The 14,248-nt window shown below is 40.6% G+C and carries 17 protein-coding genes, 1 tRNA gene and 1 pseudogene; 7 read left to right on the top strand and 12 right to left on the bottom strand.

What is annotated here, in order from left to right; translation table 11 throughout:
• Positions 1-16: 16 nt before the first annotated feature.
• The 11 genes and pseudogenes from ACTG7L_RS00820 to ACTG7L_RS00770 form a co-directional block, all read right to left on the bottom strand.
• Positions 17-349, bottom strand: a pseudogene (locus ACTG7L_RS00820) (ash family protein); the annotation flags it as partial.
• Positions 350-433: 84 nt separating this feature from the next.
• Positions 434-703, bottom strand: a complete 270-nt coding sequence (locus tag ACTG7L_RS00815) for a hypothetical protein (protein WP_439287100.1) — start codon at positions 701-703, stop codon at positions 434-436.
• Positions 703-912, bottom strand: coding sequence for a helix-turn-helix transcriptional regulator (locus tag ACTG7L_RS00810; RefSeq protein ID WP_439287099.1), 210 nt, complete (start codon positions 910-912; stop codon positions 703-705). The genes ACTG7L_RS00815 and ACTG7L_RS00810 overlap by 1 nt, the downstream gene beginning before the upstream one ends.
• Before the next feature lie 146 nt (positions 913-1,058).
• The gene (locus ACTG7L_RS00805) at positions 1,059-1,922 is read right to left on the bottom strand and encodes a hypothetical protein (protein ID WP_439287098.1); all 864 of its coding nucleotides are present in this window, start codon (positions 1,920-1,922) and stop codon (positions 1,059-1,061) included.
• 42 nt (positions 1,923-1,964) lie between these two features.
• Positions 1,965-2,255, bottom strand: coding sequence for a type II toxin-antitoxin system RelE family toxin (locus tag ACTG7L_RS00800; RefSeq protein WP_439287097.1), 291 nt, complete (start codon positions 2,253-2,255; stop codon positions 1,965-1,967).
• Entirely contained in the window at positions 2,245-2,505 is a 261-nt protein-coding gene (locus ACTG7L_RS00795) for a type II toxin-antitoxin system Phd/YefM family antitoxin (RefSeq protein WP_439287095.1), read from the bottom strand. The genes ACTG7L_RS00800 and ACTG7L_RS00795 overlap by 11 nt, the downstream gene beginning before the upstream one ends.
• Before the next feature lie 131 nt (positions 2,506-2,636).
• Positions 2,637-3,578, bottom strand: a complete 942-nt coding sequence (locus tag ACTG7L_RS00790) for a P2 family phage major capsid protein (RefSeq protein ID WP_439287093.1) — start codon at positions 3,576-3,578, stop codon at positions 2,637-2,639.
• A gap of 12 nt (positions 3,579-3,590) precedes the next feature.
• Positions 3,591-4,268 (bottom strand): hypothetical protein, encoded by a 678-nt coding sequence (locus ACTG7L_RS00785; protein ID WP_439287091.1) that lies wholly within the window; start codon positions 4,266-4,268, stop codon positions 3,591-3,593.
• Positions 4,265-4,543, bottom strand: coding sequence for a helix-turn-helix transcriptional regulator (locus ACTG7L_RS00780; RefSeq protein ID WP_439287089.1), 279 nt, complete (start codon positions 4,541-4,543; stop codon positions 4,265-4,267). Before ACTG7L_RS00780 ends, ACTG7L_RS00785 begins: the two co-directional genes overlap by 4 nt.
• A 425-nt stretch (positions 4,544-4,968) precedes the next feature.
• Positions 4,969-6,162 (bottom strand): tyrosine-type recombinase/integrase, encoded by a 1,194-nt coding sequence (locus tag ACTG7L_RS00775; protein WP_439287087.1) that lies wholly within the window; start codon positions 6,160-6,162, stop codon positions 4,969-4,971.
• A 230-nt stretch (positions 6,163-6,392) separates the two neighbouring features.
• Positions 6,393-6,482 (bottom strand) — tRNA-Ser (locus ACTG7L_RS00770).
• Between the two features lie 155 nt (positions 6,483-6,637).
• Here ACTG7L_RS00770 and dauA point away from each other — a divergent pair.
• The 7 genes from dauA (at position 6,638) to hisIE (ending at position 12,900) form a co-directional block, all read left to right on the top strand.
• Positions 6,638-8,383 (top strand): C4-dicarboxylic acid transporter DauA, encoded by a 1,746-nt coding sequence (gene dauA / locus ACTG7L_RS00765; protein WP_439287085.1) that lies wholly within the window; start codon positions 6,638-6,640, stop codon positions 8,381-8,383.
• Positions 8,384-8,489: 106 nt separating this feature from the next.
• The gene (gene hisB / locus ACTG7L_RS00760) at positions 8,490-9,584 is read left to right on the top strand and encodes a bifunctional histidinol-phosphatase/imidazoleglycerol-phosphate dehydratase HisB (RefSeq protein ID WP_439287083.1); all 1,095 of its coding nucleotides are present in this window, start codon (positions 8,490-8,492) and stop codon (positions 9,582-9,584) included.
• Positions 9,584-10,177: an imidazole glycerol phosphate synthase subunit HisH gene (gene hisH / locus ACTG7L_RS00755; protein WP_439287081.1), complete on the top strand. Its 594-nt coding sequence runs from the start codon at positions 9,584-9,586 to the stop codon at positions 10,175-10,177. Before hisB ends, hisH begins: the two co-directional genes overlap by 1 nt.
• 100 nt (positions 10,178-10,277) lie before the next feature.
• Positions 10,278-10,739 (top strand): LysM peptidoglycan-binding domain-containing protein, encoded by a 462-nt coding sequence (locus tag ACTG7L_RS00750; RefSeq protein WP_439287079.1) that lies wholly within the window; start codon positions 10,278-10,280, stop codon positions 10,737-10,739.
• Positions 10,740-10,757: 18 nt separating this feature from the next.
• Positions 10,758-11,507 carry a 1-(5-phosphoribosyl)-5-[(5-phosphoribosylamino)methylideneamino]imidazole-4-carboxamide isomerase gene (hisA, locus tag ACTG7L_RS00745; RefSeq protein ID WP_439287077.1) on the top strand — a complete coding sequence of 250 codons (750 nt, stop codon included), beginning with the start codon at positions 10,758-10,760 and terminating at the stop codon, positions 11,505-11,507.
• Entirely contained in the window at positions 11,489-12,262 is a 774-nt protein-coding gene (gene hisF, locus ACTG7L_RS00740; RefSeq protein ID WP_439287075.1) for an imidazole glycerol phosphate synthase subunit HisF, read from the top strand. Before hisA ends, hisF begins: the two co-directional genes overlap by 19 nt.
• Positions 12,259-12,900 carry a bifunctional phosphoribosyl-AMP cyclohydrolase/phosphoribosyl-ATP diphosphatase HisIE gene (gene hisIE / locus ACTG7L_RS00735; protein ID WP_439287073.1) on the top strand — a complete coding sequence of 214 codons (642 nt, stop codon included), beginning with the start codon at positions 12,259-12,261 and terminating at the stop codon, positions 12,898-12,900. Before hisF ends, hisIE begins: the two co-directional genes overlap by 4 nt.
• A gap of 25 nt (positions 12,901-12,925) precedes the next feature.
• On the opposite strand, the gene brnQ is transcribed toward hisIE, so the two are convergent.
• Positions 12,926-14,230, bottom strand: coding sequence for a branched-chain amino acid transport system II carrier protein (brnQ, locus tag ACTG7L_RS00730; protein WP_439287071.1), 1,305 nt, complete (start codon positions 14,228-14,230; stop codon positions 12,926-12,928).
• Positions 14,231-14,248 lie beyond the last annotated feature (18 nt).

Below are 14,248 nucleotides of genomic sequence, written 5' to 3'. Positions count from 1 at the left end.
TTTTGAAGTTATCGCTGTGCTTGTCACGGCTTGGCGATAACGTGCAACGGGGTGACAAAACGGCTATACACGGAACGCCGCCAACCGCTAGGGGTTGCCCGTTGCACGCTATCATTGAAGATAGACATAATAGCCTATTTTTTGGATAGGTGCGAACGCTACGAATAAAAAAAGCACGATTTAAAGGCGTGCAATTATTCGCCGTGTATAGTTTTGTAGGGTTGTCACGCCCGTTGCAAAAATATTCGCAAAAATCACCGCACTTTGTCAAGCGTTTTTTATGATTATTTATGTTTAAATATGTTATTTTGTTGATTTTTTGAGTAAAATCAATATAATAAAACTTCATCATATTTTAATCCTTTGGTAATTAAAATTAATCTTTGGTTAGATTCCCCCCTTTATTCTCCGTAAAGGGGCTTTTTTTTGGCTGTTAGGTTAGATACGGCGTATTTAATAAATCTAATTGGCTCACCTTAGGCAGTGGCATTGGCTCGGATTCTGCCTGTGCCTGTGGTTTGTCGGGGTCTTGGGTGGAATAGTGGGCGTATTCGATCCGCTCTATTCCGCCCATAAAATAGGCTTTCACCGTCATACAGTTATTACAAAATAAAGTTGCTCTCACCGTGGTATTTGTGGGGCGGTCACTGGTGCGCACTTTCATCGGTTTATTGCATTTTGGGCAATGTATATCTAATCCCATTAATTTCCCCCTTGTGTGGTTTGTTCCTGTTGGTCTAGCCAGTTTTTCACCGTACTAACTCGCCAGCGTAACGCACGTTCTATTCTTAACGGTGGCGGTAATCTGCCATCCTTTAACATTCGATAAAGCGTTGTTCTTGATAGCTTTAGCCATTCCCCTAGCTCTTGCAATGTGACATAAGCAGATAGCGTTATGGTTTCATTGTGCATTTTTCCCCCTTTTTGGTGTGCTTTATGTGTTTTTAATGTGTTTTAAGTTGTCTTTCTGTTTCGTGGGGTAGTGTGGCGGATTGGGGAATAAAAAAAGGGTAATTACCCATTTTTTAGGGGTAATTACCCTTTTTTATATTTGTTAGTTAGCTGTTTTGATACCAGTTAAACAAGGTTTTTTCAGTGATTATTTTTAAATTCAAATCGTTTATTTTTTCGGGGTGTTCCTGTTTAAGTCTTTCCAATTTTCGCCCTAAATTGCCGTTTCTGATAGTATTTCTAGCCTGTTCTGCGGTTTCTATGCCATAATCCATAAAAAGCAAGGTTTTAATAAAGTTTATTTGGTTTTCTTGCTTGACGTTTTGGCGGTTGATTTTGGGGGCTTGTTGGATAGTTAAAAGGCTATTTTCTGTAAAATTATCTAATATTTTACCGCCCGTCTTTAATAACTCAAATTCCGTTGCTAAAATATATAAATCATTGTAATTAATTTTTTGCTTTATATCTTCACCTGTTTTTGATTCTATTTGTATAATCAAATTATTATTGATTTCTCTTGGCATAACTAGCGTTATTCTTTGTAATGATATTTCGTTATTTAATAAATCTTGCTCAAATGTTCCGTATTTATGGTTTAATGGTACAACCCCTAAAAATCCATTTAATAGAAAATGATTTTTTTCGTTAAAATAGGTTAACTTTAATTCTCTTATATTTTTCGCTTGTTCTAAATTCGGTTTTCTACGATAAATTAAAATATCATTATCAATTTCCGCTTTTATAACATCACCGAAAAAGCCATAATCTAGGCATTGGTTATTATCAATAAAATCAAATTCTAGGCGGTGTTCTTCTTGGTTGGTTCTCACTTTTACGCATAGCATTAATAAATGATTACTTGCATAATGAATTAAATCTTCAATCGTGACATTTATCTTTTTGTCTTTGTTTAATTCGGCGACGGCTTGGGGTAAGGTGTAGTATTTTCTAGGCGGTAAGGTGATTGGCATTTTTTGGGGTTCTCCGTAAATACAAAAAGCCTTATTCAAGGCTTAATTTAATCTTTTTTGCACGTTATTATAAACTTCTGATCGTTCACGCTTGCCAATAGATAATACAAGCACGGTTATTTGTTTATCAATCACTTCATAAACTAAACGATAGCCAGCAGTACGCAATTTTATTTTATAAAGTGCTTGATTAAAACCGCTTAACCTATCGGCTTGAACGTGGGGATTTTCTAAGCGTTCCGCTAATTTCTTTTTTAATTGGGTTCTTATGGGGTCGCCTAGTTTTCGCCATTCTTTAAGGGCTTTTTCGTGGAATATTAGCTTATAGGTCATCAAGATTCACCGCTATAAAATTGCCGTCTGCCTTGCGTTTTAGGGCGGTTGTGCCTAGTTCAAAATCTTCTATGACATTCTGCAAATATTTAAATAATTCGGGCGTTATGCAATAAAAGGCGGGCTGATTACGGTTTAAAATGGCGAGTGTGCCATTGTGAGCGGTGCCAGCGTTAATTGTTCCCATTGGGTCACGTTTTAAATCTGTGATACTAGCGGCGGTGTCGGTGTAAATTTGGTGTATTGTCATCTGTTCTATTCCGTTTTGTGGTTGGGTTGTGGGATTAGAATAGCACTAATAAAAGTTATTTTGAAGTTCTTTATATGAAAAAATAGGGCGAATTTATCGCCCTGTTGGTTACGCTTAAAAAGTGCGGTGCATTATTCCATAATTTCGATATTCTCAATCAATGCGGCGGCGTTGCAGTCTTCGATGATGAAGTCGCACGCCATTGAAGTATAGATTTCTGTTCTATTCCGTTCTGGTTTTTCGTATTCTGCGTATCTTACAGTGTCTTTTTGAATATAGATAGAAATATTATCTAACCTTGTAATTAAAATGCTATTTTCTGGAAAATAAGGAACATTCACCGCACGCAATCCGCCTATTAATTTTTGTGAAATAATGATTTGAGCTGTTTGGTCTGGGTCTAAATCATCATATTTAATTAACACAGGGTGATCGGGGATAATATTACGCCCACAAAGCACAACAAATTCCCCTGAATTTTTAAGCGGTTCGCCTATTTTTTCTAAACCTGCTTTCACTAGGGCATTAATGCTTTTATAGGTTTGTTCTTCACCGACTTTGGTCCCATTAATGACATTTTCGGGTTTTGCGGTTCGGATTTTTTTAAGCCAACTTAACTCATTATGATTAAAGCCAGTAATAAGTAACGATAGTACCCATTGACGATCTAATAAAATTTTAATGGCTTGGTCTAATTTTACTTCTAAATATTTAGCAACTGCATCAACTTTACTATATGGAATATAGTAATCTAGGCTTAATTTTTTACAAAGAAATTCATTAGCTTGACTAATATAAGCATTATCTGCTGCTCTTCCGTCATAATCTAAAGTGCTTGCGATTAAAGGCAGTTTAATCCCTATGCTTTCGCCTTGTTGGTAATCAGTTTTCACTACATTAATCAAATTAAAAAAGCTATTTTGGCGAATATTTTTAAATAAATCACGCTCTATTTTTTGATTTACATTAATTACTATTGGCTCGCCGTCCGCATCTAGTTTCATTGATTTAGCCATATTTTGGCTAGTTTTGTTTCCGTTTAATGTTTCTTTGACTTTTTCGTATAAGCTCATTTTATTTTATCCTTATTTAAGTAAGTTTTTAATTAATCGTTTAAAGCCTCTTGGCTCTGCTCGCCCCATTTCTTCCAACGTTTTTTGTTGGTGTCTTAATGTTGGTTGCGGTCTAAAATCTCCGATTAAATTATCTACTTCATATTCACTATTAATTGCTTTATCAGTATTAATAATTGATTCGACTATATCATTAATCTCTTGAATGGTGCTATTTTGTGAATAACCGCCATTGATTAATAGTGTATAAATATCACTTAATAAATCTGCGTTATTTTTCTTAAACTGTTCTATTAATGGTTTAACTTCAATTAAGAAAATATCTTTTCTATATGGCAAAATATCATAGCGTTCCCTAAATAATTCTGCTTTTAAAACGTATAAACGTTCATCAAGTTCTTCAATCAAGGCTTGATAATAATCAATTTTCGCTTTTAAATTAAAATCCGCTGATTTCATTTCTGCATACTGATCCGCCGTTAAAAATTTATCCGCATTGATAGCGGTTTGCGTTTTATTGGCGATCTCTTGTAGCTCATTTTCTAAAGCGGCTTTCATTTCTTCCGCTTTGGCTTTTTCGCTTTCTAGGCCTTTGAGTTTGCTCTCTTTGGCTAGATAGTCTGCCTTTTTCTGCTGAAATTCGGCTTTAAGCTGTTCGATATTGTCGGTTGTTTGGGTTTGTTCGGTCATTGGTGTTGTCCTTTCGTTTGGTTTACTTTGGCGGTTATCCAGTCATCTATATCACTTTCTAGCCAGCCTATGCGGTCGCTTGTTATCTTGATAGATTGGGGAAATTCGCCCCGTTTCATCATGGTATAAATAGCGGTGGTTTTTAATGAAGTGCGGTTCATCACTTCTTTAATATTGATTAGCCTTGGCGTTTTCGTTTCTGCCACATTTTGCCCCCCTTTCGCTTGCGGTTGTCTGTTGTCGTGTGTTTTCGCCTGATTGGCAAAAGTCATCATATAGAAAGGGCGTTTTTTTGTCTTTTTGTGCCATTTGTAGGGCTAAAATTGACAAAATAGGGCGTAAAATAAAGGGCTTTGGCGGTAAAAAGGGGCGGTATCTTGGGAAAGGGTTATCAAGTCAAAAAAAGGCGTTGTAAAATTGCGTTTTTTTGCGTAAAAATGCGTAATAATTTTGACTATAAGAACGTTAAACCGTGCCAGTATCGGCAAGGGTTCAAAGGGTTTTGAATTTTGCGTAAAAATGCACCTATTTAACGTGCGGGCGTGGCGAGGATATGCTTGCGTTTTATCAGTGTGCGTTTGATTAAGTTTTAAGCATAAAACGCATTTATTTATTTTTCGGGTATTGCTATTTGATATAATAGGTTCAAGGCAAAAAGGGCGAATTGCTCCGCCCTTGCTTGCTGTTGGTGTGGCTTATGCTAGGCTTTTTTGCACTGCTCTACAAAATCGCCCCATTGTTGCATCACCGCCTGACGTTGGAAAAAGTACGTTGTACGGTTATATGTACGGCTAACGGCGTTTCCGTAACTGTGGGCTAAACAGGCTTCGGCTACTTCAAAATTTACGCCTTGCGTGCCTAAATAGGTACGGGCTAACGCTCTTAAACCGTGCGGGGTCATTATGCCTTTATAACCTAGCGAACGCTTAAAAGCGGCGGTTGCCGTGCCGCTTGACGTGTGGCGGTTGCCGTCTGCTCGATGGGCAAAAATATATTTTTTATTGGCGGTGTGCTGTTGCATTTCTGCCAATATCGCCAACGCCTGACGGCTTAACGGTACATCGTGAGCCTTTTTACCGCCTTTCATTTTATCCGCTGGAATCGTCCAACAAGCGGAATTAAAATCAATATCCGCCCATTCTGCTGTAACGATCTCTTTTGCTCTTACCATGGTTAAAAGCTGAAATTCAATTAAAAGCCGTGTTTGTAGCTGTAAATTTGAATTTGTAAGTCTGTGCATAAATTCGGGCAATTCGTCCGCCTTAATGCAAGGATTATTTACAACTTTCGGGCGTTGAAATGATCGCTTGATTAAGCTCAAGTGATTAAACTCTAAAATACCCATCTCTACAGCGTGATTTCCTAGGCTATATAAATCTCTAGCGACTTTTTCGCCCATGTGTGGGGTTATCTCATAAACAGGCTTAATCTTTTCCCTTGCGTCCGCTAGGCTGATTTCGGTTATGGCAATATCGCCTAAAATCGGAAATAAATGATTTTTAAAGCGTGAAATGCGATCCCTTAAGGTTCTTGGCTTTAAATCCTTTCCCTTGGTCTGTTGCCAGTCTAACGCAATCTCGTTAAGGGTTATGCGTTGCCGTTGCTCTTGCTTGGCTTGCTTTTCTTCGTGTTCTAGCGGATCTACTCCACTAGCTAAAATAGAATTAAAATCGGCGGTGATGCTTTTCGCTTGCTGAATTGACATCACACCATATACGCCGATCGTTTTGCGTATTCTGATTTTTTTAACAGGATGATGATAAAAATAGCCATAAGTAGCCCGCCCGCTTGGTTGCATAATCAAATAAAGCCGTTCTGCTAACAAAAATTGCTGTTTTTTGCCGTTTACTTTGATTTTTGCTATTTGAGTTTGTGTTAAATATTTTTTAGTCATTTTTAAGCCTTTGAAATATATTTAAAAATACATACAAAAAGCCACCAAAATCACAACAAAAGCCAAAAAATAAAAATTCTTTGTTTTTAGTGGCTTTTTAGTGGCTTTTTTTCCTGAAACAGAAAGACAACTTAAAAAACACTATGAAACGTTAAAACACAAAAAACGCTTATATTTAAAGGGATTATGGTACAATATGAAACATTAAAACACGTTAAAAAACAGATAAATGGCGGTGAGAGGGGGATTCGAACCCCCGATGCAGTTTCCCACATACACGCTTTCCAGGCGTGCTCCTTCAACCACTCGGACATCTCACCGTTAATTTGATTGCTTAATCGGAATAAGCGGGCGTGATTATAAGAATTAACGTGGCGTTCGTCTAGTCTTTTTTGCATTTTTTGAGATAACGCAAGGTTTTTTGCTGAAATTTTGGTTAGAATAGTCCGTCACGTTTAATTTTCGAGAGAGAAAAATGTTAAATAAATGGTTTCTAACTAAAAATGCCCTGCTGGCGGTTAAGCCTTTTAGTGCGTTACAAGATTCGTTTCGCTTAGGTTATGGCAAAACGCAGTTGGTGAAAGATATTATTGCCGGATTAACCGTTGGGGTGATTGCCATTCCGTTGTCCATGGCCTTGGCGATTGCCAGTGGCGTGCCACCGCAACATGGGTTATATACGGCGATTGTGGCGGGCATGGTGATTGCGTTATTAGGCGGTTCTCGCTTTAATATTTCCGGACCAACCGCCGCCTTTGTGGTGATTTTATATCCGGTTACCCAACAATTTGGGCTGGGTGGCTTGCTGATGGCGACCCTGTTATCGGGGATGATTTTAGTGCTGATGGCGCTGTTTCGGTTGGGACGGTTAATTGAATATATTCCGTTGCCTGTGACGCTTGGGTTTACCTGTGGGATTGGGATTACTATTGCCACGTTACAAATCAAAGATTTTCTGGGGTTAGATATCGCGGTCATGCCCGCCCATTATGTGGAAAAAATTTATGCGATTTTCACCGCACTTCCGAGCATAAACTGGGGCGATACGGCGATTGGTGTGGTTACGTTATTGACGCTATCCCAATGGCACCGTTTGCGCCTCCCCTTTCCTGGCCATTTGCCAGCGGTTCTGCTCGGCACGCTGTTATCCTTGGGGCTGATTGCGTGCGGTTATGAGGTGCAAACTATTGGATCGGCGTTCCAATACCAACTGGCGAACGGTACGGTGGGACAAGGCATTCCCAATGTATTACCTGAATTTGTGTTGCCTTGGAATATGCCGAATGCACAAGGGAAATTGGTGGAATGGAATTTTGATACCCTGCAAGCCTTATTGCCAGCAGCGTTTTCCATGGCGGTGTTGGGGGCGATTGAGTCCTTATTGTGTGCTGTGGTGTTGGATAATATGACCAATACCAAACATCATTCCAATAACGAATTATTGGCACAAGGGTTGGGCAATATTGTGGCACCATTTTTAGGCGGGATTACCGCCACGGCGGCCATTGCGCGTTCGGCGGCCAATGTGAAATCGGGGGCGTTCTCCCCGATTGCCAGTTTGGTGCATGGCTTGTTGGTGCTGTTTGCGTTGCTGTTATTCGCCCCTGCCCTGTCTTATCTGCCGTTAGCCTCCATGGCGGCCTTGTTGTTAATGGTGGCGTGGAATATGGCGGATATTCGGAATATTATTCACTTGGTGCGCCGTTCGGGGGCCAATGAAATTGCGGTGTTATTAACCTGTATTTTTTTAACCGTGATTTTCGATATGGTAATTGCCATTACGGTGGGCGTGTTATTGGCCAGTTTGCTGTTTATTCGTACCATTGCAGAAATGACCAAGTCCATTGAGCAAACCCACCCCGAAGATTTAAATGATGTGTTGGTGTATCGCATTAGTGGGCCGTTGTTTTTTGCGGCGGCGGATAATCTGTTTGCGGATTTACACGAAAAAACCGTGCATACGGATCACGAAATCAAGCATATTGTGTTGCAATGTGATACGGTGACGGTGTTGGATACGGGGGGCATTCATGCCTTAACCCGCTTTGTGCAACACATGTTGCCACATCAACAGCTTTATATGTGTAATATGCAATTTCAACCATTGCGGATGATTGTCAAATCGAATGCGGTACGTGAATTGAAAAAAATTAATTTTAGTTCAGGATTAGAAGATACTTATCAAAAAATCCGTGATTTTGATAAGTTATCTGTTAATTAATCATTGAATTAAATCGCTTTTGCTGTTACAAATAAAGCCTAAATAAGAAGCGAGTTCCTGATGGGGAACTCGCCAATAAAATAATTTAAGCCCTAAGGAAAAGATGATGACAGCACAACCTACCTTATTTATTGACCGTGATGGTACCTTAATTGATGAACCCAAAACCGATTTTCAGATTGATAGTCTGGAGAAATTAAAACTGGAAAAAAATGTGATTCCTGCCTTACTTAAGCTGAAAGATCGTTATCGTTTTGTGATGGTCAGTAATCAAGATGGATTGGGGACAGATTCTTTTCCAAAAGACAGTTTCGATAAACCGCACAATGCGATGATGGATATTTTTCGTTCGCAAGGAATTGAATTTGATGACGTACTGATTTGTCCGCATAAGCCAGAAGATCATTGCGATTGCCGTAAACCGCAAACCAAATTATTAGACAAATATATTGTTAGACAGCTTTTCGATCCAGCCAGTAGTTTTGTGATCGGCGACCGTGCCACGGATGTACAGTTAGCCGAAAATTTAGGTATTCGAGCCTTGCAATATCACCCTGAAAAACTCAATTGGGATTTAATTGCGGAAAAATTACTCGGTGAACCTGTGACCAATATCGGTGAACGTCCGCCACGCTATGCCGAAGTGGTGCGTAAAACCAAAGAAACCGATATTAAGGTGCAAGTATGGCTTGATGAAACCGGTGTCAATGAGATCAAAACAGGCATTGGCTTTTTCGATCACATGCTCGATCAAATTGCCACCCACGGCGGTTTTCGCATGAATGTGTCTTGTAAAGGCGATTTATGGATTGACGAACATCACAGTGTGGAAGATACTGCACTTGCCCTCGGCACCGCCTTAAAACAGGCGATTGGCGACAAACGTGGTATCGCTCGTTTTGGTTTTGTGTTGCCCATGGACGAATGTAAGGCAGAATGTGCGTTGGATTTATCGGGGCGTCCGTTTATTAAATTTCATGCGGATTTCAAACGGGACAAAGTGGGCGATTTCAGCACTGAACTCACGGAACATTTTTTCCAATCTATTGCGTTTACAATGTTAGCTACCTTACATTTAAGTGTGCAAGGTGAGAATGATCATCATAAAATTGAAAGTTTGTTTAAAGTGTTTGGACGCACCTTAAGACAGGCAATTCGGATTGAAGGGGATGTGTTGCCGAGTAGTAAAGGGGTGTTGTAGTGAGTGGACTTATTATCATTGATACCGGTTGTGCCAACCTTTCTTCGGTCAAATTTGCGTTTGATCGTTTGGGTTATCGTGCTGACATTTCGCGTGAGATAAATGCGATCCGCGCTGCGGATAAATTGATTTTACCAGGGGTTGGCACCGCAGTCGCTGCCATGAAAAACTTGGCAGATCGACAATTAATTGAGGTTGTTCAAAATTCAACCCAACCCACGCTCGGCATTTGTTTGGGTATGCAATTAATGACGGCCTATTCTGCCGAGGGCAATGTATCCACCTTAAATCTGATGACTGGCAATACGCAATTAATCCCTGATACCGGTTTACCATTGCCGCATATGGGTTGGAATAAGGTACATTATGCAGAAAATCACCCATTGTTTGCGGAGATTGAACAAGCTAGCCATTTCTATTTTGTGCATAGTTATGCGGTGTTGCCGAATGAAAATACCATTGCCAGCAGTCAATATGGAGTGGATTTTTCGGCGGCCATTGCGCATAACAATTTCTATGGTGTGCAGTTCCACCCTGAACGTTCCGGCAAAAATGGGGCACAATTATTACGAAATTTTGTGGAAAATATCTGAGGTAATCCGCTTGAATTGGTTACGTTCAATACAGATTTATGATAGGCTATAATCTCCATGTTCAACCATAATTTATATGTTATTTAAATAGGACAATCAAATGAAAAAATCACGTTTTATCTTCCCTTTGGCAGCCTTAGCTTTAGTGGCTTGTACCAATAGTAGCTCGACAGATAGCGCATCATCAACCGAAGTGGTGGATGTCAGCGAACCTTATACTAATGTACAAGTAACCGAAATGCCAACCAATATGGGGCAACCGACCTATCAACAACCGACCATTCAACAGCCCGCCTATAATCCGCCACAAGCCAGTTATGACGCAAGCAACAACAGCGAGCAAGTAGGAAATTGTACGGTGGTGCGTGATGCGAACAATACCCCAGTATATAGCCAAATTCAAAAAGGTTGCTATACCAATGCCAGTTATACTGTCGGCAAATATGATACGTTGTATTTAATTAGCTATTTAAGCGGGAAAAGTATCAATGACATTGCGAGCTTAAACGGCATTTCCTCCACGGCCAAACTCAAAGTGGGTTCCACCTTACGTTTACGTTAATAGGTTTAGGACCATGCCATGAAAAAATCCATAATTATCCCCGCACTTGATTTGATTGACGGCCAAGTGGTGCGCTTACATCAGGGGGATTATGCCAAACAAACCACCTATTGTGATGATCCCATTGCGCAATTTTCGCATTATTTGGCACAAGGGGCGGAACAGTTGCATTTGGTGGATTTAACCGGTGCGAAAGATCCGGCCAAACGTCAAATCCAGCTCATTGGTCACATTATTGAAACCACACAATGTAACATTCAAGTGGGTGGCGGTATTCGCAGCGAACAAGATGTGGCAGATTTATTCGCCGTTGGGGCAAATCGGGTCGTGATCGGTTCAACGGCGGTGAAAAATGCAGACCTTGTAAAAGGTTGGTTTGAAAAATATGGAGCAGAAAAATTTGTCTTGGCATTAGATGTCAATATTGATGAAAACGGCAATAAAATTATCGCCATCAGTGGTTGGCAAGAAGCCAGCGGGGTGTCGTTGGAAACCTTAATTGAAGATTATCAATCCGTGGGTTTGCAACATGTTTTATGTACCGACATTTCCCGAGATGGCACCTTATCGGGGTCTAATGTGGATTTATATCATGAAATTTGTGCCAAATACCCCGCAATCCATTTTCAATCTTCGGGCGGTATTGGCGCATTGGCGGATATTCAAGCCTTAAAAGGCACTGGCGTGGCGGGCGTGATTGTGGGACGTGCCTTATTAGAGGGCAAATTTAATGTAGCTGAGGCGATTGCATGTTGGCAAAACGGATAATTCCTTGTTTAGACGTCAAAGACGGTCAAGTGGTAAAAGGCGTGCAATTTCGCCATCATGAACTGATTGGCGACATTGTGCCACTGGCAAAACGTTATGCCGAAGAAGGGGCGGACGAATTGGTCTTTTATGATATTACCGCCTCATCAGACGGTCGCACCGTGGATAAAAGCTGGGTGGAACGTGTCGCCAAAGTGATTGATATTCCCTTTTGTGTGGCCGGTGGCATTAAAACTATTGCCGACGCAGAACAGCTTTTCGCCTTTGGGGCGGATAAAATTTCCATTAATTCCCCTGCGTTAGAAAATCCCGAATTAATCACCGCACTTTCTCAACGCTTTGGCGTACAAGCCATTGTAGTGGGCATTGATAGTTGGTTTGAACAAGAAACGGGGAAATATTGGGTGAACCAATATACCGGTGATGAACAACGTACTCGTCAAACCCACTGGCAATTATTGGACTGGGTCACTGAAGTGCAACGACGGGGTGCAGGCGAAATCGTGTTGAATATGATGAATCAAGACGGCGTGCGTAATGGCTATGATTTGGTGCAATTAAAAAAAGTGCGTGAGGTTTGTCATGTGCCGTTAATTGCGTCAGGTGGTGCGGGCGAAATGGTGCATTTTCTGGACGCCTTTGTGGACGCCAATGTTGACGGCGCCTTGGCGGCAAGTGTGTTTCATAAGCAAGTGATTAATATTGGTGAGTTAAAAACCTATTTAGCCACACAACAGGTGGAAGTGAGAAGATGATCAATATCCAACAAATCAACTGGCAAAAAGTCGACAATCTGCTCCCCGTCATTGTGCAACATGCGCAAACTTGCGAAGTATTAATGCTCGGCTATATGAATGCGGAAGCCTTAAATAAAACACTGGCGGAAAAGAAAGTAACGTTTTATTCTCGCACAAAACAGCGTTTGTGGACAAAGGGCGAAACATCTGGGCATTTTTTGCATGTGGTGGACATGGCGTTGGATTGCGATCAGGATACCTTATTAATTTTAGTCAATCCGATTGGCCCCACTTGTCATAAAGGCACCGAAAGCTGTTTTAGTGAATTGCAAAACTTGCCCGATTGGGTGTTTTTCAGCAAATTAGAACACCTGATTAAATCACGCAAAAATGCCGATCCGGACAGTTCTTATACCGCTAAACTGTATGCGAAAGGAACAAAGAAGATTGCGCAAAAAGTCGGTGAAGAAGGGGTGGAAACGGCCTTAGCTGCCATGGCGAAAGATCCGGATGAAGTGGTGTCTGAAACGGCGGATCTGCTTTATCATTTAACCGTATTATTACAAGATGCCAACTTAAATTGGGCGAATGTGATGGATAAACTAAAAGAACGCCACCAAGGCATTGGACTACACCCCGAAGGGTCGAATAAATAATAACAGGATGAAAGTGCGGTGAAAATTACCGCACTTTTTCGTTCTCGGACTTTTTTAATACCGCATGCAGTAGATAACCAATCACTAAGCCAATCACCGAGAAAATCACCCACTCCATAGAATAGGCTTTAAGCGGTAATTGTTCCGTAAAGCTCACACCTAACACAGAACAGAATGAAATAATTGATACCAACCCAATGGAACAGCGTTGAGCAAGCATAGGCAGTTTGATGAAAATATGGATTGCCATAAGTAAAATCACCGTGATCGCAATGGGATATAACACCAATAACACCGGCACTGATTTACTTAACACCGTATTCAAGCCTTGGTTGGCAATAATAAAGCTAATCACCGTGAAAAATAAGGCATAAATTTTGTAGGAAATTTTATGGTAAATTTCATAAAAATATTCACTGACCGAAACAATTAAGCCAATCGCCGTGGTTAAGCAGGCCAAGGTCACGATAAGGCCTAAAATAATACGCCCTAATTCACCAAAGGTTTGTTGAGCAATATTGTTCAGCAAATAGGTACCCATATCCAGATTTCTTTCTTGAATATAAGCCAAGGCTTGCTCACTCAAATGTGATTTACTGCCAATCCAAGCCAGTGAGAAATAAATAAACGCTAAAGCAGTGGCCGCAATCAAGCCAGCAAAAATGGTTTGTTGGGTCAGTTGTTTTTGTGTGACGCCTTTTGACTGAATGGCGGAAATCACAATCATGGAAAAGGCAATAGAGGCTAAAGCATCCATAGTGAGATAACCCGAAACAAAGCCTTTAAAAAAGGATGGTTCATGAATTGTGCTAGGGACGTAATCCACACTTGATAGAGCGAAAATCGCTTTAATCACTAATGCGGCAATAGAGATCAGAAGTGCAGGTGTTAAAATAGAACCCACTCGCTCGACCATTTTAGAAGGGCTTAACGCTAACCACAGGGATAAAATAAAATAAAGTGCGGTGAAAATAAATTGTGGAATTTGGGTATCACCTTGTAAAAAGGGCTGTACCGCAATTTCAAAAGAAGTCGCCGCAGTACGAGGTATGGCTAAAAACGGCCCAATACTCAGATAAATTGCACTCAAAAAAAGTAAGGAAAACCATGGGTTAATTTTTTTTAGGGCTTTGCTGTAACCACCAGGGTAAAACGCACTGACCATAATGCCCAATAGCGGTAATCCAACACCGGTGACGATAAACCCAAAGGCACCTAGCCACATGTGTTCGCCACTTTCTAGGCCCAATTTAGGCGGAAAAATTAAATTACCCGCACCAAAAAAGATAGCAAAAAGCATAAAGCCGACAATAAAGGTGTTTTTGTTCATAAAATTCTCGTTATTGTT

This window comes from Lonepinella sp. BR2357 (genome assembly GCF_051851525.1).
Lineage (GTDB): Bacteria > Pseudomonadota > Gammaproteobacteria > Enterobacterales > Pasteurellaceae > Lonepinella.
The sequence above is the reverse complement of the archived record's forward strand: the minus strand, read 5'-3'. Positions and strand labels throughout refer to the sequence as shown.